Source organism: Tranquillimonas rosea (genome assembly GCF_900111315.1).
Lineage (GTDB): Bacteria > Pseudomonadota > Alphaproteobacteria > Rhodobacterales > Rhodobacteraceae > Tranquillimonas > Tranquillimonas rosea.
Genome location: NZ_FOGU01000003.1, coordinates 330,266 through 346,758, shown reverse-complemented (window position 1 = coordinate 346,758; position 16,493 = coordinate 330,266). Strand labels below are relative to the sequence as shown.

The following is a 16,493-nucleotide window of genomic DNA, read 5'->3' as shown; positions in this document are numbered from 1 at the left end:
CATGGCAAAGGGCATCCTTACCGCCGTCGCGCTGGTTCTGGTCCTGGCGCCGCCCGCGCTGGCCGCGAGTTGCGGGTCTGCCCAGACCGCGCTGCGGCTCGACTGGTCCGCCGTGGGCTGGATGCCGGGCGGAACGACGGAAACCGTGCTAGCCGAGCATGTCTCGCGTCCGGGAGAGGGACTGAGCCAACCGGTGACCGTCGCACTGTCGGGGGCGACCAAGCGGCTCGAGCCGGGCTATCCGGCGGTCAGTGCCGAGTTCACGGGCGGGCGCGGTGCCGGCACCGAGAGTTTCGCGATGGCCACGGACTTCGCCAACCGCAAGGAGGTGTTGATCCTCCGCCTCGATTTCGCGTCCCCGGTGGCCGGGTTGTCCTTCGACATCTTCGACGTGGATTTCGTCGACCGGGTCCGGTCGCAGCGCGGTTTCCGCGACGGAGTGACGGTCACCGGCTACGACGCCGCGGGTGCGGCCGTCGCTCCGGCGCTCACGTCGCCGCACATTCCCTCGGGCACCGGCACGTCGCGCCGGGCGACGGTCTATCTGGGGCCGCCGCTGGCGACGAACCAGGCGATGGGCTTTCGCTCCGACGCCGCTCCCGGAGTGGATGGCGGCAATGTCGAGGTCCGCTTCACAAGCCCCGTAAGCAGCGTGACGGTGGGGTACTCGAACGGGTTCGATCCGCCGGCGAACAATCCGCAGGAACAGGCCATCGCGCTTTCCGACCTGACGTTCTGCAACACGCTCGGTGCGGAGCTGAACGCGACAAAGACCCAGCGGCTGATCTCGGAATCCGGAACAGGGTGCCGCGATTTCGGTATGGACGGCAGGCCGGACGCGCGCGCGGCGATCCCGGGCGCCTGCATCGAATACCGGGTCTCGGTGACAAATTCCGGCGCAGGCGCGGCAACGGACATCCGGTTGACGGATGTGCTGGACGACGACCTGATCTTTCAGGCGGCCGATGTCTCGGGGTTTGGCGGCGGTGCGGACGGGGTGCAGTTCTCACGCCCCGCAGCCGGGCAGGACTGCGGCGCCACCGAGTGCGTGGTGGGGCTGAACGAGGCCACGTTGCCCGCGGGCGCAACGGGCAGGATTCGGGTCCGGGCGACGTTGCGTTAGGCGATGTCGGACGGGTCTTGGCCGAAGCCGCGGGTCATGGGGATGAAAGGCGTCGTCGTCTTGCACCAGCCATGACGTCGCGCACGGTTCGGGAGAACGGGTCAGCCCGGCTGATGCTGGGACTGTTTCAGGACCCGTGCGATGACATCTTTCGGATTGTCGGCGACATTGGGATCCAGATCCCTGTCCATCACGACGATGACCCCCAGGAGTTCTTCGATCTCCTGCGAGAGCCTCCTTCGGTTGGATGTGTCCGGCGTGCTCAGGGAATAGCTGTCGTACCCGTGCTGAAGGATGGCACCGACACATTGGCTGACCGCGCTGGCTTTCTCCGAAAGCAGGGCCAGCCTCTCGGTCTCGGCTCGGGTCAGTTCGCGTGATGACATTGGGCAATCTTTCATGTCAGGAGTGTGCCGCCTGCACCACCGCGGTCCGATGATACGCTCCGGCCACGACAGATTCTTACGAGTGTAGCGCCTTTTGCGTCCTTGGGGAGCATGTCCGTGGTTTCCTGCCAAAGTAACATGCTCGCACAGCCTTAGCGCAGGCCGGATTCCCTGGATTGCATCCCCGAAGCGGGCTCATGCGCTTCACCTCGATGACTAGTCCATCGTGCTACCTTCAAACCGGGCGCGTCCGGACTCATGTGTGCTGTGCCTGGCACGGCAGTGCCCCCCGCTGCCCCTCAACGTGTCGGGCGGGCGCGTCCCGCGGGGAGGGTGGGCGCGCCCTTGAACGGCCGGGAAACGCGCGGCGAGCTCGTCTGCCTCGCAGAGGCCAGCTTGTAACATGCCTTCGCGGTCCCGTGACTTCCCTTTTGTCGACATGGCCTGGCTCGAAGGGACCAGCGCAGGCGCCTCCATTTTCGCACGCCATGGCATCGTCGGGGAAACCGCGATGGCGCTGCGCGGACTGCAAGCCAGTCTTCGAAACCGATGGGCCCCGGCGATCTGAACTTGCCCGTCCGGGCCATGCCGAGGGCGGCGTGTGACGGTCGCATTGTTTCCCTTGGGCTCCGCCGCCCGGAAGCTATGGTCCGGGCGGAAACGGCAACATAGAAGGGAGCGCCCGATGACCGAGCATCGCAGCCTGTACCCGCCCATCGAGCCCTACGAGAGCGGCATGCTCGACGTCGGCGACGGGCACAGCATCTACTACGAGCGTGTCGGCACGCCGGGGGCCAAGCCGGCGGTGTTCCTGCATGGTGGGCCGGGCGGCGGGCTGGCGCCGGACTATCGTCGGTTCTTCGATCCCGAGCGGTACGACCTGCTGCTGTTCGAGCAGCGCGGATGCGGAAGGTCCGAACCGCATGCCTCGCTCGAGGCGAACACGACATGGCATCTCGTCGACGACATCGAGAGGCTGCGCGTCCTGGCGGGCGTAGACAGCTGGCTCGTCTTCGGCGGCTCATGGGGATCGACCCTCGCGCTGGCCTATGCCGAGACGCATCCCGAGCGCGTGACCGAGCTGATCGTGCGGGGCGTCTACACCGTCAGCCGGGGCGAGCTGGCCTGGTACTATCAGCACGGCGTCTCCGAGATCTTTCCCGAGCGGTGGGAGGCGTTCTGCGCCCCGATCCCGCCGGAGGAGCGCGGTGACATGATCGCGGCCTATCGGCGGCGCCTGACCTCGGACGACCCGGAAACCCGGCAGGCCGCGGCGATGGCCTGGACGCTCTGGGAAGGGCAGACGATCCGCCTGCTCCCCGAGGTCAACGCCAAGTTCGAAGAGGGCCGCTTCGCGCTGGCCTTTGCCCGGCTTGAGAACCATTATTTCGTGCATGGCTGCTGGCTGGAGGATGGCCAACTCTTGCGGGACGCGCACAGGCTGGAGGGTATTCCCGGCACCATCGTCCACGGCCGCTACGACATGCCGTGCCCCGCGCGGAACGCGTTCGAGTTGCACAAGGTCTGGCCGGGGGCCGAATTCCACCTCATCGAAGGGGCCGGGCATGCCGCGACCGAGCCGGGCATCCTCGACCGGCTGATCCGGGCGACCGACCGGTTCGCCGGCTGACGGCCAGGATCGGCCGGGCCCTTGTGCCGGGTGGCCCGGAGGCTCATCAAGGCCCGAGCGCAGCGTCACGAGGCCCGACGTGGACACCACACCCGATCCCGACCCGTTCGCCGCCGACGACGACCCGGCCATCGGCTACAACAGGGTGTGGTTCAACCTGTTGCGGCTTCAGCGCAGCATGGGACCGCGGATCGCGCGCGAATTGCGCGGGGAGGGTATCGACGACCCGGTCTGGTACGAAATCCTGCTGGAGCTCGACCGCGCCGGGCCGGAGGGGCTGCCGATGGCCGATCTCGAAAAGCGGCTGTTCACGGCGCAATACGCGCTGTCGCGGCATGCGCGGCGGATCGAGGCGAAGGGCTGGCTGTCGCGGGCGCCCCGGCCCGGCCGGGGCCGCGGTCAGACGCTGGTCCTGACCGAGGCGGGGCAGGGTGTGCACGATCGGATCTGGCCGGTCTACGAACGCGCCATCCGGGCGGAACTCGGCGCGCGGCTCGGCACGGACGAGGCCTATGACCTCGCCCGTCTGCTGATCCGGCTCTATCCGTGACGCGCGCCGTCAGAAGCGCGCGACGGCGGTGAGCGAGATCGTCCGCCCCGGCTCCTTCAGCGTCGTGACGGTGTCGAAGTCGGCGCCATAAGTCGCCCGATCAGCGTACTCCGCGTCGAACAGGTTGGCGATCTCGGCTCGCAGGGTCAGGCCATCGTGGCGCGGCGGGATGTACTCGGCAAAGACGTTGACCACCTCGTAGCCGTCCAGATTGGTGTCGGCGCTCTCGGGCATGTCGTAGTCGAGCGCGAGGTCGAGGCCCCCTCCGACCCGCAATCCGTCCAGGCCGGTTTCCTGCTCGATCTCGAAGGCGATCACGGTCCCGAGCGGGGCGCCGAAGTCCAGTGCGCTGTAGCCGTCCGCTGGGTCGCCGTTCACGGTCACGTCGCTCTGCGAGGCCGTCAGCCGGGCCGAGCCGCTGTCCCAATCGTAGGTCGCCCCGAGATTGAAGCCCTCGCTTCGGAAGTCGAAATTCTCCTCGGCGCTGCGGGCGTCGTCGATCATCGTCACGAACACCTCGCCACCCAGCGTCAGGCGACCGACCTCCCAGTCGAAACCAAGCGTCGCGTTGTCGGCGCGGGCCGGTTCGAGGCTGCCGTAGGACCAGCTGGGCAGGTAGGTGTAGTTGTCCTCGATATCGATGCCGCCGAACACCGTCGACGCGCCGCCCCGGACCGAGAACGTGTCGGTCAGCGCATAGGTGGCAGAGGCGTTGGCCGACACGCCGGTATTGGTCTGTTCGCTGCCGTCGATCCCCTCGAAGGTCTGGCGGTCGACCCGGCCCCCGAAGGACAGCCGCAGGCGGTCCAGCGGTTGCAGCCGCGCCTGCGCGAACAGGCCGACATTGCGCGACCGCTCTTCGTAGTCGTCGCCGAAGGCGGGGCTGGTGTATTCTCCGAACCGCTTCCGCCAGTCTATCCCGGCCGTGATCGTGTCGGCGTCCGAAAGGTTGAACGTGTTCTGCACCGTTGCGGACCACGTGCCCGACAGGCCATTGCTGTCCCACGGGTCCGGCACGACGATGTCGCTTTCCGAGTAGCCAAGAGTCACCTTCGGATCCCAAACTCCGTTGGCCAGGGTGTTCTCGTAGCTCAGCGAGTAGCTTTCGCGCGTGGTATTGTAGAGCCGCAGATCGTCGCTGACGCCGTTCAGTCCGCCGAAATTGGCGCGGAACTGCCGCAACTCGCTGTCGCGCAGGCGCTGGCCGGACAGTTCGATCCTGTGTCCGTCGCGGCTCTCATAGGCCACCTTGCCCAGGTAGCTCTCCAGGTCGGCGGCGGTGCCCGGGATCACGTCGCCCGAGCCGCTTTCGTAATCGTCGCCCTCGGCCCGCTTGGCGTAGCCCAGCCACGAGAACCCGCCCTGCATCCCGGCGACGGTCAGGGCGCCCTGCGCCGTCTCGCCGTTGTCGGCGTAGCCCAGCCGCAGGTTGCCGCCAAAGCTGTCGTCGGGATCCAGCACGTCCGCGGCATCGACCGTCTCGAAAACCACCGAACCGGCCAGCGCGTAGGGTCCGGCATCCGCGGGGGCCACGGTCGGGTCGGCGCGGACCTGTTTCAGCAGGCCGGGATCGATCGCGTTCGCGGTGACGTGGTGAAAGGCGCGGTTGTTCTGGGCGGTGCCGTCGATCGTGACGCCGAGGTTCAGCATGTCGACGCCGTTCAGGAAAATCTTCTGCGTCAGGGGCAGCGCGCCACCGACCGAGACCGACGCGACGCCGGCGAAAACGTCCTTGAGATCGCCGGTGCGGGCGCGCTCCAGCTCGAAGTCCGAGACATACATCGAGGTCGCGCGGTCGGCGGCGTTGGCGAAGATGTCGCGGTTCTCGACGTGGATCGGGTTCAGCTCGAACGGTTCCTGCGACTGCGCCTGCACCCCGTGCGCGACAAGAACCGAGGCGGCCGTGCCCGCCATGAGATGTGAAAGCCGTGCGTTGCGACGCGTCATGGTCCGCTCCCTGACAGTTCGATCTGTTTCTGGCTGGGAAGGACCTGGCTTTCGTCGGCCGAAGTAGCGTGGCGCCGTCAATCATGCAAGTGCATTAAATAGGCGGTCAGCTTCCCGTGGTGAGACGGTGGGCGGCCCATGCGCATCGGGCTTGATCGATTGCCGGCGGGTTTCTTAACCTTGCGTCATGTCTCGGACGACTCTCGCCTCTTCGCTGGTGTGCCTCCTGCTGTCGCAGGCCGTGGCAGATGCCGAGCCGCTGAGGGTGGTGACGTGGGGCGGGACATATCAGCAGAGCCAGGAGAACGCCTACGGCGCCGGTTTCACCGCCGAAACCGGGGTCGCGCTGGAATGGCTGGAGTATCGCGGCGGGCTGGCGGAGCTGCGCATGCAGCGGGACGCGGGTGAGGTCGCGTGGGACGTCGTCGACGTGCTGGCGCGGGACGCGCGGATCGGCTGCGACGAGGGGCTGTTCCTGAAACTGCCGGACGACCTGTTCCCGCCAGAGATGGACGCCGACCTCGTCATTCCCCGCCCCAATGACTGCGTCGGTCCGAACATCACCTGGTCCTGGGTCACCGCGTATGACGCGCGGGCCTATGACGGCGACGCCCCCGACAGCCTGGCCGACTTCTTCGATCCCGAACGCCATCCCGGTCCGCGCGCCATCGCCGCCTTCCCGCAGGCGACGCTGGAGATGGCGCTTGTCGCGGAGGGGGTGCCCGCAGCGGACGTGTACGATGTGCTGGCGACCGAACAGGGGCGCGACCGCGCGTTCTCGGTGCTGGACCGGATCGCGGCGGACCTGCGGTTCTGGTCGTCAGGGGAAGAGCCGGTCGAGCTGTTGCGGTCGGGGGACGTGGCGATGACCACCGCCTATAACGGCCGCGTGGCGGCGGCCTATCTTTCAGGCGCGACCGAGATCCGGACGATCTACGACGGTCAAATTCTGGATGAGGAGTGGTTCGCGGTCGTGGCGGGCACGGACCGGGAAGAGGCCGCTCTGGCGTTCCTGCGCCACGTCGCCCGGCCCGAGCAGCAGGCGGCGCAGGCCCGCTGGATTCCCTACGGTCCGATGCGGCGTTCGGCGCTGGACATCATCGCAGCGAACGAGCCGTGGTTTCACACCGGCGGCGCGGTGCTGCCGCACATCCCCTCGCGCGAGGACCGGATCGCGGACGCGCTGGTGCTCGACCCGGTGTTCTGGGCCGAGCATGGCCCGGCGCTGAGCGCGCGTTTCGAGGAATGGCGCAGGACGCTCGGCCTCTGACGCCTCAGTCGGGGTGGTGGTCCCGCGGTGCGCAGGACGACAGCAGCGCGATCCACGTCCAGTTGAAGTCTCCGGTCTCGCCGAGCTTGGCCAGGTACTCTTCCTGGATGCGGTAGGCGTCCCATTCCATCGCCTCCGGGCAGTACCAGTGCTTCGCCGTGGCCTGCCGGTGGTGCGCCATCTCGTGCAGCAGCACGCTGCGGTCGCGGGCGGTGTCTCCGAACCACGGACGGACGAGGTAGATCGTCGCGCTCGCCTCGTCGTAGAGCCCGCTCATCGTGCTTTCGAGCCGGGTCATCCGGCCCGCGTAGGGCACAGCCTCGCCCGCCGCGACGAACCCGATGCGCGCGAGCGGCGTGTCCGGGCGCGGAAGGTCGGTATAGGTGTCGAGCCACAGGTCTAGCTGCTCCATCGTCGCGTGTACGGCATCTGGTTCCTGCGGGGACGTGGCGCCGGTGACCGCGGGTGCGGCGGCCGCCGGAGCGGCGAGAAGAAGACAGAGTGCGACGCTTGCAGCGAGTCTCATGGCCGGACCTCCCATCCAGATGCTGACGGGACGGTTCTGCGCGCTGGCGGTCATCGTGGGGCCAATCCGCTCTCAAACCTGTCTCAAAAACGCGGAGCGGGGCGCATTCTTCGCTAGTTCGGCGTCCCGGCGTCGCGACCGAAATTGACGCAGCGTCAGATTGTGCGGGACACTCGGCGGCATGGATGCGCCGGCCATCACCCTTCTCGGTGCGTTCGGCGTGACCGATGGTGCGGGCACGCCGGTCCGGATCGAGACGCGCAAGGCGCGGGCCCTGCTCGCGGTGCTGGCGCTTGCCGACGGACGTCCCGTGCCGCGGGAACGGTTGGCCGGATTGCTGTGGAGCCGGGGCGAGATGCGCCAGGCGCTCGCGTCGCTGAGCCAGGCGCTCTATTCCCTGCGGCGCGCGCTGGAGCCGGTCGTGCCGGGGCTGCTGGTCACCGATGGCGAGTGCGTGGCGCTCGACCGCTCTCGGCTCCGGATCGACGTGCAGGCGTTCGAGCGCTGCGCCGCGGACGGCACCGAGGCCGCCCTCCGGCGCTGCCTGGCCCTCTACCGCGATGACCTGCTCGACGACCTCGCGATCGACACGGAAGAGGCCTATGCCGAATGGCGGAGCTCTGAGGCCGCCCGGCTGCACGACCGCGCCGCCTCGGCCGCGGCGGGTCTGATGGAGCTGTGGGAAGCACGGCCGGAGGCGGCCGACGCGGCCACGATCGACCGCGCCCTCCGGATCGACCCTTATTGCGAGGCCGCCGTGCGGGTCCGGATGCGCCGTCTGGCGTCGGCCGGGCGGCAGGCGGCCGCGCTGGAACAGGCGGACCGATTCGCGCGGCGGTTGGACGACGATCTGGGCACGGCGCCGTCCACCGCGCTGACCGGCCTGCGGGACAGGATCAGGAGCGGCGATGTCCGGCCGCCACCGCGCATGGGGCTGCGACCTGTCACACGCCGCTCTGCGTGGGGCCTTTCCGCAATCCTGACCGCGCTTGTGATCGCCGTTGCCGGCTGGCTGCTCTGGCCCCGCGCCCCGGCCATCCCGGCAGAGGCGACGCGGCTTCTGGTCCGGCCCTTCCTCGCCGGGCCGAATGTCGATCCGGGCTTTGCCGAAGGGTTCGGAGACGACCTGTCGACCGCGCTGGTGCGCCGGTCGGGTCTGACCATTCTGTCGCGTGAGGCCGGGCGCACCGTGCCCGAGGGGAACGAGGGGCGGATGGGCGCGATCCATGTCCTGCACGGACGCCTCCGCCGCGACGATGACGCGATGGTGCTGAACGCCTGGATCGTCGCGACGGGGGACGGGCAGGAGGTCTGGGCCGAACGCCTTTCGGGCGACGGCGGCGATCCTCGCGCGTTGCGCGATCTGGCGGTCGCCCGCGTGGCCGACCGTATCGGCCTCGCGCTCGGGCCGGTGCATGCGCCGAGGCCGCTCGACCTGCCGGCCGCGGCGGTCGCGCCCTATCTTTCGGCGCTGGGTCAGGTGCGCGCCGGCTCGCCCGAGGCGACCGCGCGGGCTGTCGCGGCGCTGGTGCCGCTCTCGCAGGCGCATCCCGGTGCGGCAGAGCCGGCGGCGGCCCTCGCGCTGGCCTACGAGCGCATCGCCTTCGGCGCGGACGATTTCGCGCGCGTGGCCGGGCTACACCGACTGGAGGGGTATCTTCGGCTGAAAGTTCTTCTGGCGCGCGGCGGCGTTCCGCATCCCGACCTCTTGGCGGTGCGCGCCCGGCTGGCCTTGCGTCGGCTGGACTTCGATGCCGCCGAAGCGGCCGCGCGCCGGGCGCTGGCGATCGAGGGCGCGCATGTCGCCGCGTTGGAGACGCTGGCCCGCACGCAGGCCCTGCGCGGCGATACCGGGGCGGCCGTCGCCACCGCCCTGCGCGCCATCGGGCTCGCCCCCGGCGCGTCGGCGCGGGGCTACGAGGCGCTGGCGCTCGCGCGGTTTGCCGAAGGCGACCTTCGGGCGGCACGGGCCGCGACCGTGTCGGCACTGGACCTCGCGCGGGGGCCGTCGCTGGACATGCTCACGCTCGCGGCGGCGATCGAGGGGCACGACGAGGATCGGGGCCGAGGGCAGACGGCCTTCTCGGCCCTGGCCTCTGCCGTGGAAAGCCTGCCCTTCGCTGCGTGGCGCGTCGGCAGGGTCGCCTACGACAATCCGCGCGCCGCGACCTGGCGGAGGCCGACGCCGGCGGAGGCGGCCGCGACCCTTGGCTTCGCGGATCCGAAGGCGCGCGCGTCGCTCCTCGCAGGGCTGGTCCGGGCGGGAGGAGGCGCGGGGGCGCCGTCATCGTTGCCGCAGCCCCTGTCGGCGGAGGCGCTGCGCGCGCTCCTGTTCGGCCAGGAGGTCGTCGGAGAGACGTCGTGGACCGTGCAGCAGCCGTGGTCCCAGCTGCGCACCAAGGAGGGCGCCTTGGTCCAGACCGGCGCCTTCGGCCCGTTGCCCGCGGGCGGGGACGGGACGAGCCGGGTGCTGGACGGGCGGCTCTGCGACAGCTGGGTGTGGAGCGGCGCCGAGCTTGAAACCTGCCAGCTCGTGTTTCCTGGCGCCGGGGCGGGTCGCTACGTCATCCGGGGCGAGATCGGCCTGTTCCCCTTTACCGTCGCGCAGGGCGCACGGCCCTGACGTCGGCGACGCGTAGGATCAGCCCTCGTAGTCATCGTCCGAGACCTTCTCCATCCAGGTCACGGGGCTGCCGTCGATGCTCTCCTGAATCGCGATGTGGCTCATCGCGGTGTCGGGCGCGGCGCCGTGCCAGTGCTTTTCCTCGGCCGGGAACCAGACGATGTCGCCCTCGCTGATCTCTTCGATCGGTCCGCCCTCGCGCTGGACGCGGCCACGGCCGAAGGTGACGATCAGCGTCTGACCGGCGGGATGGGTGTGCCAGGCGGTCCGGGCGCGCGGCTCGAAGGTGACATGCGTGCCGGTGGCGCGGCCGGGCTCCTCCGCCTGGAACAGAGGGTCGAGCCGGACGGTGCCGGTGAAATACTCCTCGGGGCCGGGTTTGGATGGGTTTTGACCTGCGCGGGTGATCTTCATTTCTTGCTCCTTCTCCTGAGCGCTCGGCATGACGCGTTCCGCCGGCCTCGCGCGGCTCAGGGCCGATGCTACGGATCAACGCGCCCGGCGTCTCCCCGGCTCCGTGGACCCTGCCGCAGATCGGCGGGCGCGGACGCGGAACGCGGCCATTTCGCAAGGGCGCACGAGTAGAAAACGCTCGGCATGCCGCGCGGCAGCCGCACCTGCGATAATTGATGATATACTTATCATACCTGTTGACATGGATACCAGTTTTGGCCCAGCGTCTCGCCATGTTGCCCGGTGCAAGGAGGTGCCGGTCACGTCAAAGGGAGGACCACATGAAGCTGAACCGCCGCGCCATCCTCGGCGCCCTCACCGCCGGCACCGCGCTTCTCGGCGCTGCCATCCCGGCCGCCGCCCAGGACAACGGGCTGATGGCCATCATCACCCCGAGCCACGACAACCCGTTCTTCAAGGCCGAGGCCGAAGGCGCCGAGAAGCGCGCGCAGGAGCTGGGTTACGAGACGCTCGTGCTGGTTCACGACGACGATCCGAACAAGCAGTCCGAGATGTTCGACACCGCCATCGCGCGGGGCGCCGCGGCGATCATCCTCGACAATGCCGGGGCAGACGCCACCGTCGAACCCGTGCGCCGGGCCAAGGAGGCGGGGATTCCCTCCTTCCTGATCGACCGCGAGATCAAGGAAACCGGGCTGGCCGTCAGCCAGATCGTCTCGAACAACTACCAGGGTGCCCAGCTCGGTGCCGAGGAATTCGTGCGCCTGATGGAAGAGGAAGGCCCCTACGTCGAACTGCTGGGCCGTGAGGCAGACACCAACGCGGGGATCCGCAGCGCCGGCTACCATGACGTGATCGATCAGTACCCCGACATGGAGATGGTCGCCCAGCAATCCGCGAACTGGTCGCAGACCGAGGCCTTCGAGAAGATGGAGACGATCCTGCAGGCCAATCCCGACATCAAGGGCGTGATCTCGGGCAACGACACCATGGCGATGGGCGCCTGGGCCGCGCTCGAGGCGGCGGGCCGCGAGGACGTCATCGTCGTCGGCCTCGACGGGTCGAACGACGTGCGCGACTCGATCCTGGATGGCGGCATCAAGGCGACCGTGATGCAGCCGGCCTACCGGCAGGCGCAGCTGGCCGTGGAACAGGCCGACACCTACCTCGCCGAAGGCTCCACCGGGCAGGAAGAGAAGCAGCTCATGGACATGGTGCTGATCACGCCCGAGAATGCCGACAAGCTCGAGACCTTCTCGCTGTCGGAATGAGCCCCGCGCCCGGGGGAGTGTCCCCCGGGCCCCTTTTCCTGTCTCAACGAGGTTCCGATGACCGGACCCAGACCGGGTGCGCCCGCGCTCGCCCTGTTGTGCGTGCTGGCGGCGTGCAAGATCGAGGATACAACCGCGCCAACTGCCTCTGACGGCGGGGCGGCGCAGCCGGCCACCGACGCGGACCGCATGGCCGCGCTGGTCGAGGAGGAATGGCAGGCCCGCATCCTGCCCGCGATCCAGGACAACGCTGTCGAAGTCGCCACCCTGCGCACGGCCCTGGCCGAGGGCGCCGACGCCGCCGGCGGGCAGTACGGCCTGCGTCCCGACGGCGAGGCGAACGCCTGGAACTTCGTCGTGACCGGCACGGGCGAGGCGGTAGAGGCCAACCTCGAAAGCCGCGCCGCCACCCTGACGCTCGATACCGACGGTGACGGGGCGGGTGATGTCGAGCTGATGCTCGGCCCCGTCATTCGCGGCACGGCGATCCGCGATGCGATGCCGTTCTTCTCGTTCTCGGACTTCCGGGACCAGATCGCCTTTGCCAAGCTGGCCCGCGCGCTGAACGACCGCGCCGCCCAGGGCATCGCGGCGCCCGAGGGCGACCCCGTGGGCCAGAGCTTCGGCTTCACCGCCGTCATGGCCGCGCCCGAGGACGACACGGCGTGGGAAGCGGTGCCCGTGACGCTGGAGCCGGCGTCGTGACCGGGGGCGCGACACAAGAGGCGCCGGTCGGCCTGACGATCCGCGGCGGAACCAAGGTCTATCCCGGCACGGTCGCGCTGAAGTCGGTCGATTTCGACCTGCGGATGGGTGCGGTGAACGTGCTGGTGGGCGAGAACGGCGCGGGCAAGTCGACGATGATGAAGGTCATCGCCGGGGTGGAGCGCCTGACCGAGGGCGTGATCGAGATGGACGGCGAGGCGGTGGATTTCCACTCCACCGACGACGCGGTGCGGCGGGGCATCGGCATCGTGCACCAGGAACTGAACCTGTTCCCCGACCTGTCGGTGTCCGACAACATCTTCATGGGCCGCGAACGGCGCCGGTTCGGCGTCGACATCGACCGGGCCGAGCAGCGCCGCCTGACCCGCGAGATCATGCGCCGGCTGGAACACGACATCGACCCCGACACGCCGGTTGCCGATCTGCGGGTCGGGCAGCAGCAGATCGTCGAGATCGCCAAGAGCCTGGCGCAGGATGCCCGCATCCTGATCCTGGACGAGCCGACATCGGCCCTCTCCGCCGCCGAGGTCGAGATCCTGTTCCGCGTGATCGACGAACTGCGCCGCGACGGCGTGGGCCTCGTCTACATCTCGCACCGCCTCGAAGAGTTGATCCGCATCGGCGACTACATCACCGTCCTGCGGGACGGGCACATCACCGGCGCGCGCTCGATGGAGGGCGTGGACGTGGCCTGGATCGTCCGCAACATGATCGGCGAGGCGAGCAAGACCTACGCCAAGGCCGAAGAGCACGAGCTGGGTGAACCGGTCCTTCACCTTCAGGATGTCACGCTGCCGCGCAACGGCGGCGGCCTGGCGGTGGACCACGTATCGCTCAGCGTCCGCAAGGGCGAGATCCTGGGCATCTACGGCCTGATGGGCGCGGGACGCTCCGAACTGCTGGAATGCATCATCGGGCGCCATGCCCATGCCGGCGGCACGATCGAGGTCGACGGCGACCGGATCGACGGCCGGTCGGTGGCGGGCCGGATCAAGCGCGGCATCGCGCTGATCCCCGAGGACCGCAAGACCGACGGGCTGATCCAGATCGCCTCCATCCGCGAGAACATGACGCTGTCGTCGCTGCGCGACTTCACCCGCGGCTTTCACATGAACCTAGCGACCGAGAAGGGACGGGTGCGCGATTTCGTCAAGCGCATGACCATCAAGATCGCCAGCCCCGAGAACCCGGTGGCGAGCCTTTCGGGCGGCAACCAGCAGAAGGTCGTCATCGCCAAGGCGCTGATGACCGAGCCCAAGGTCTTGCTGATGGACGAGCCCAGCCGCGGCATCGACATCGGCGCCAAGGCCGAGGTGTTCCGGGTCATGCGCAAGCTGGCCCGCGACGGGCTTGGCATCGTCTTCGTGACCTCGGATCTCGAGGAGGTCATGTCGCTCTCGGACCGCATCCTGGTGATGTCCGAGGGGCGCGTGACCGGCGAATTCGACCGTCACGATGCAACGGACACCGCACTGATCCGCGCCTCGGCCCCGGCCTCGGCCGAACGCCACCTGACCACTTCCGAGGAGGAACCCGTATGAGCACCTCGACCGCCGACCTGCCGGACCAGAACGCGGCCTCCGGCAGTGCGCTTCTTCTGCTGCTGAAGGCGCGGACCTTCATCGCGCTGATCGTGGTCTTCGTGTTCTTCTCCGCGATGGCGCCGAACTTCCTGTCGGCCGCGAACATGGTCATCATGTCCAAGCACGTCGCGCTGAACGCGATACTGGCGATCGGCATGACCTTCGTCATCATCTCGGGCGGGATCGACCTGTCGGTGGGCTCCATCGTCGGCCTGACGGGCATGGTGGCGGGGTTCCTCGTGCTGAACGGGATCGACCTGGGCATGGGCTGGGCGATCCGGTTCAACACGCTGGAAATCTGCCTGATCGTCGCGCTCGTCGGCATCCTCGTGGGGGCGATCAACGGGTTCCTGATCACCAAGCTCAACGTCGCGCCGTTCATCGCCACGCTCGGTACGCTCTACGTGGCACGCGGGCTGGCCATGCTCAGCTCGGACGGGCGGACCTTTCCCAATCTCGGCGGCAGCGAGGAATGGGGCACCGAGAGCTTCCGCGCCATCGGTTCGGGCGCCTTTCTCGGCATCCCGGTCTCGATCTGGATGCTGATCGTCACGGGCCTTGTCGCCGCCTACATTGCCCGGCGGACGCCGCTGGGGCGCTACATCTATGCCGTCGGCGGAAACGAGCGGGGCGCGGCGCTGTCCGGCGTGAAGGTCGATCAGATCAAGTTCTTCGTCTACATGTTCTCGGGCCTCTGCGCGGCGCTGGTGGGGTTGATCATCACCTCGCAGCTCGTCGCCGCGCACCCCGCCACTGGCGAGACGTTCGAGCTGAACGCGATCGCCGCGGCGGTGCTGGGCGGCACGTCGATGTCGGGCGGCCGCGGGCGCATCGGCGGCACCATCGTGGGCGCGTTCGTCATCGGCGTACTGTCGGACGGGCTGGTGATGATGGGGGTCTCGGCGTTCTGGCAGACCGTCATCAAGGGCCTCGTCATCATCGCCGCCGTGGTCGTGGACCAGGCTCAGCAGCGGCTTCAGGCCCGCGTGGCGCTGCAGGCGCAGGGCGCGCTCGGCAAGTGAGCCTTCTGGGCCGGGCGCGACGGCGCCCGGTCCTAGCCGAACTTCTCCAGGGAGGCGGCCAGTTCGGGATGGGTACGGGCATGGGTGGCGAGGTCCGTGCCCTCGCGTGCCGCCGCCCAGGCCTGCCGCGTCGCCGCGACGCCCGCCGCCGGCCCCATCGGGTGCCCGTGGATGCCGCCGCCGCCAAGGTACATCAGGTCCAGCGTGCGCCCCGTCCGCTCATAGGTCTCGACGGCCTGTCCGCCCCACTGGCCTGAGCAGACCACGGGCAGGGGCCGGTCGGCGTCCGAGAAGATCGGCGTCATGCAATCGTGGAACGACCGCACGAAGCTCTCGTCCGGCTCCCAGTACTTGGCGCGGATGCCGTTGATCTGGAACTGGTCGACGCCGAGCAGCCGCCAGATCTTCTGATAGGCGCGGAACTCCATCCCGAGGCCGGGATGCCTCGTGAGGATGTCCCAGCCGTTGCGATGGGCGTGCAGGCACAGGCCCGACCGCTTGCGAAGGAAGCTCATCCCGCCGTGGCCGATCGAGTTGATGTTGACCACCGCCGCGGTTCCGCCGGCGGCCAAGACCATGTCGTGATTGCGCATCATCACGTCCGGATCGGCCGAGGAGATGCCGAAGGCGTACATCACTCGCTTGCCCGACCGGTCGGCGTGATCCTCGATCACGGGCATGATCGCCGCGATCCGATCCTCCAGCGCGGAATAGGCCGGACTCATCAGCTTTTCGTCGTCTTTGATGAAGTCGACGCCGGCCTCGCACAGCGTCCGCACCACCCCGGCGGTCTCTTCCGGCAGCAGGCCGAGCGATGGCTTGATGATCGAGGCGATCATCGGCCCATCGGGCACCCCCATCAGCCGGCGCGACCCCTCGATCCCGAACTGCGGGCCGGGATGCGCGGCCCAGGCGGGGGGCAGTTCGATGTCCATGACGCGGATACCGGTCAGGCCGCGCGCCGCGTAGACACCGCCAACCGTGATCGTCATCAATGCAGCGATGTCGGTGCCGATGGCTTCGAGCGGGTACGAGATCACCGCATCGGCCCGGTTGTAGGGGCCGGTGTCCTCCGGATCGGGGATCGACGGCACGTCGAGCGGGGGCAGGGGGCGAACCTCTTCGACCCGCGCGGCACATCGCGCGCGGACTTCCTCGGTCTCTCCGGGCAGGTCGGTGAAGGTGCCGGTGGACTGGTCCGAGGCGATCTTGGCGGCCATCGCCTCGGGGTCGCCCGCCGTCTCGATCCGGTAGGTCACCCTGACGGTCTCTTGTGGCATAGCGGTCTCTCCTTCCCTGCGCGGCTTCCTTATATACTCATTATACGTGTTGACAGGATTGCACAATTCTCTCAGCTTTCCCGCAACACTGCGGGCCTTGGGAGAAGGCCGCCATCGGGGAGGAGACCGGATTGACCGAGAT

The 16,493-nt window shown here is 68.7% G+C and carries 14 protein-coding genes; 9 read left to right on the top strand and 5 right to left on the bottom strand.

The genetic code is table 11. The features are described 5' to 3' along the window. Position 1 precedes the first annotated feature (1 nt). Complete coding sequence (locus tag BMZ25_RS06755; protein WP_177190408.1) at positions 2-1,123, top strand: DUF11 domain-containing protein; 1,122 nt, start codon at positions 2-4, stop codon at positions 1,121-1,123. A gap of 101 nt (positions 1,124-1,224) precedes the next feature. On the opposite strand, the gene BMZ25_RS06750 is transcribed toward BMZ25_RS06755, so the two are convergent. Beyond that, on the bottom strand, positions 1,225-1,509 hold the full coding sequence (locus tag BMZ25_RS06750; protein ID WP_092690647.1) for a hypothetical protein: 285 nt from the start codon (positions 1,507-1,509) through the stop codon (positions 1,225-1,227). Between the two features lie 685 nt (positions 1,510-2,194). Here BMZ25_RS06750 and pip point away from each other — a divergent pair. Both pip and BMZ25_RS06740 read left to right on the top strand, forming a co-directional pair. Continuing rightward, entirely contained in the window at positions 2,195-3,139 is a 945-nt protein-coding gene (pip, locus tag BMZ25_RS06745; protein ID WP_092690642.1) for a prolyl aminopeptidase, read from the top strand. Positions 3,140-3,218: 79 nt separating this feature from the next. After that, positions 3,219-3,689 (top strand): MarR family winged helix-turn-helix transcriptional regulator, encoded by a 471-nt coding sequence (locus BMZ25_RS06740; RefSeq protein ID WP_235859800.1) that lies wholly within the window; start codon positions 3,219-3,221, stop codon positions 3,687-3,689. 9 nt (positions 3,690-3,698) lie between these two features. On the opposite strand, the gene BMZ25_RS06735 is transcribed toward BMZ25_RS06740, so the two are convergent. Next, positions 3,699-5,636 carry a TonB-dependent receptor plug domain-containing protein gene (locus BMZ25_RS06735; protein WP_092690637.1) on the bottom strand — a complete coding sequence of 646 codons (1,938 nt, stop codon included), beginning with the start codon at positions 5,634-5,636 and terminating at the stop codon, positions 3,699-3,701. A gap of 187 nt (positions 5,637-5,823) precedes the next feature. Here BMZ25_RS06735 and BMZ25_RS06730 point away from each other — a divergent pair, with 187 nt between their 5' ends. After that, positions 5,824-6,906, top strand: a complete 1,083-nt coding sequence (locus BMZ25_RS06730) for an extracellular solute-binding protein (RefSeq protein ID WP_092690634.1) — start codon at positions 5,824-5,826, stop codon at positions 6,904-6,906. A gap of 4 nt (positions 6,907-6,910) precedes the next feature. On the opposite strand, the gene BMZ25_RS06725 is transcribed toward BMZ25_RS06730, so the two are convergent. Continuing rightward, positions 6,911-7,432, bottom strand: coding sequence for a DUF6647 family protein (locus tag BMZ25_RS06725; RefSeq protein WP_235859799.1), 522 nt, complete (start codon positions 7,430-7,432; stop codon positions 6,911-6,913). A gap of 181 nt (positions 7,433-7,613) precedes the next feature. On the opposite strand from BMZ25_RS06725, the gene BMZ25_RS06720 reads away from it, so the two are divergent. Continuing rightward, positions 7,614-10,055: a BTAD domain-containing putative transcriptional regulator gene (locus BMZ25_RS06720; protein WP_092690631.1), complete on the top strand. Its 2,442-nt coding sequence runs from the start codon at positions 7,614-7,616 to the stop codon at positions 10,053-10,055. A gap of 18 nt (positions 10,056-10,073) precedes the next feature. Here BMZ25_RS06720 and BMZ25_RS06715 read toward each other — a convergent pair whose 3' ends face one another. Continuing rightward, complete coding sequence (locus BMZ25_RS06715; protein WP_092690626.1) at positions 10,074-10,469, bottom strand: (R)-mandelonitrile lyase; 396 nt, start codon at positions 10,467-10,469, stop codon at positions 10,074-10,076. 320 nt (positions 10,470-10,789) lie between these two features. Between BMZ25_RS06715 and BMZ25_RS06710 the strand changes: the two genes are divergently transcribed. The 4 genes from BMZ25_RS06710 to BMZ25_RS06695 are packed head-to-tail and all read left to right on the top strand — an operon-like array spanning position 10,790 to position 15,071. Next, positions 10,790-11,740 (top strand): D-ribose ABC transporter substrate-binding protein, encoded by a 951-nt coding sequence (locus BMZ25_RS06710; RefSeq protein ID WP_092690624.1) that lies wholly within the window; start codon positions 10,790-10,792, stop codon positions 11,738-11,740. A gap of 57 nt (positions 11,741-11,797) precedes the next feature. Then, positions 11,798-12,445 (top strand): DUF2291 family protein, encoded by a 648-nt coding sequence (locus tag BMZ25_RS06705; RefSeq protein ID WP_092690622.1) that lies wholly within the window; start codon positions 11,798-11,800, stop codon positions 12,443-12,445. Continuing rightward, on the top strand, positions 12,442-14,007 hold the full coding sequence (locus BMZ25_RS06700; protein WP_092691018.1) for a sugar ABC transporter ATP-binding protein: 1,566 nt from the start codon (positions 12,442-12,444) through the stop codon (positions 14,005-14,007). Before BMZ25_RS06705 ends, BMZ25_RS06700 begins: the two co-directional genes overlap by 4 nt. Continuing rightward, the gene (locus BMZ25_RS06695; protein WP_092690620.1) at positions 14,004-15,071 is read left to right on the top strand and encodes an ABC transporter permease; all 1,068 of its coding nucleotides are present in this window, start codon (positions 14,004-14,006) and stop codon (positions 15,069-15,071) included. Before BMZ25_RS06700 ends, BMZ25_RS06695 begins: the two co-directional genes overlap by 4 nt. Before the next feature lie 32 nt (positions 15,072-15,103). On the opposite strand, the gene oiaX is transcribed toward BMZ25_RS06695, so the two are convergent. Further along, positions 15,104-16,351: a 3-oxo-isoapionate-4-phosphate decarboxylase OiaX gene (oiaX, locus tag BMZ25_RS06690; RefSeq protein WP_092690617.1), complete on the bottom strand. Its 1,248-nt coding sequence runs from the start codon at positions 16,349-16,351 to the stop codon at positions 15,104-15,106. Positions 16,352-16,493: the final 142 nt, after the last annotated feature.

Coding starts and splice junctions, on each gene's coding strand:
- BMZ25_RS06735 (WP_092690637.1), bottom strand. CDS start 5,636: ATGACGCGTCGCAACGCACGGCTTTCACATCTCATGGCGGGCACGGCC.
- oiaX (WP_092690617.1), bottom strand. CDS start 16,351: ATGCCACAAGAGACCGTCAGGGTGACCTACCGGATCGAGACGGCGGGC.
- pip (WP_092690642.1), top strand. CDS start 2,195: ATGACCGAGCATCGCAGCCTGTACCCGCCCATCGAGCCCTACGAGAGC.
- BMZ25_RS06710 (WP_092690624.1), top strand. CDS start 10,790: ATGAAGCTGAACCGCCGCGCCATCCTCGGCGCCCTCACCGCCGGCACC.
- BMZ25_RS06755 (WP_177190408.1), top strand. CDS start 2: ATGGCAAAGGGCATCCTTACCGCCGTCGCGCTGGTTCTGGTCCTGGCG.
- BMZ25_RS06705 (WP_092690622.1), top strand. CDS start 11,798: ATGACCGGACCCAGACCGGGTGCGCCCGCGCTCGCCCTGTTGTGCGTG.
- BMZ25_RS06750 (WP_092690647.1), bottom strand. CDS start 1,509: ATGTCATCACGCGAACTGACCCGAGCCGAGACCGAGAGGCTGGCCCTG.
- BMZ25_RS06715 (WP_092690626.1), bottom strand. CDS start 10,469: ATGAAGATCACCCGCGCAGGTCAAAACCCATCCAAACCCGGCCCCGAG.
- BMZ25_RS06725 (WP_235859799.1), bottom strand. CDS start 7,432: ATGAGACTCGCTGCAAGCGTCGCACTCTGTCTTCTTCTCGCCGCTCCG.
- BMZ25_RS06730 (WP_092690634.1), top strand. CDS start 5,824: ATGTCTCGGACGACTCTCGCCTCTTCGCTGGTGTGCCTCCTGCTGTCG.
- BMZ25_RS06695 (WP_092690620.1), top strand. CDS start 14,004: ATGAGCACCTCGACCGCCGACCTGCCGGACCAGAACGCGGCCTCCGGC.
- BMZ25_RS06720 (WP_092690631.1), top strand. CDS start 7,614: ATGGATGCGCCGGCCATCACCCTTCTCGGTGCGTTCGGCGTGACCGAT.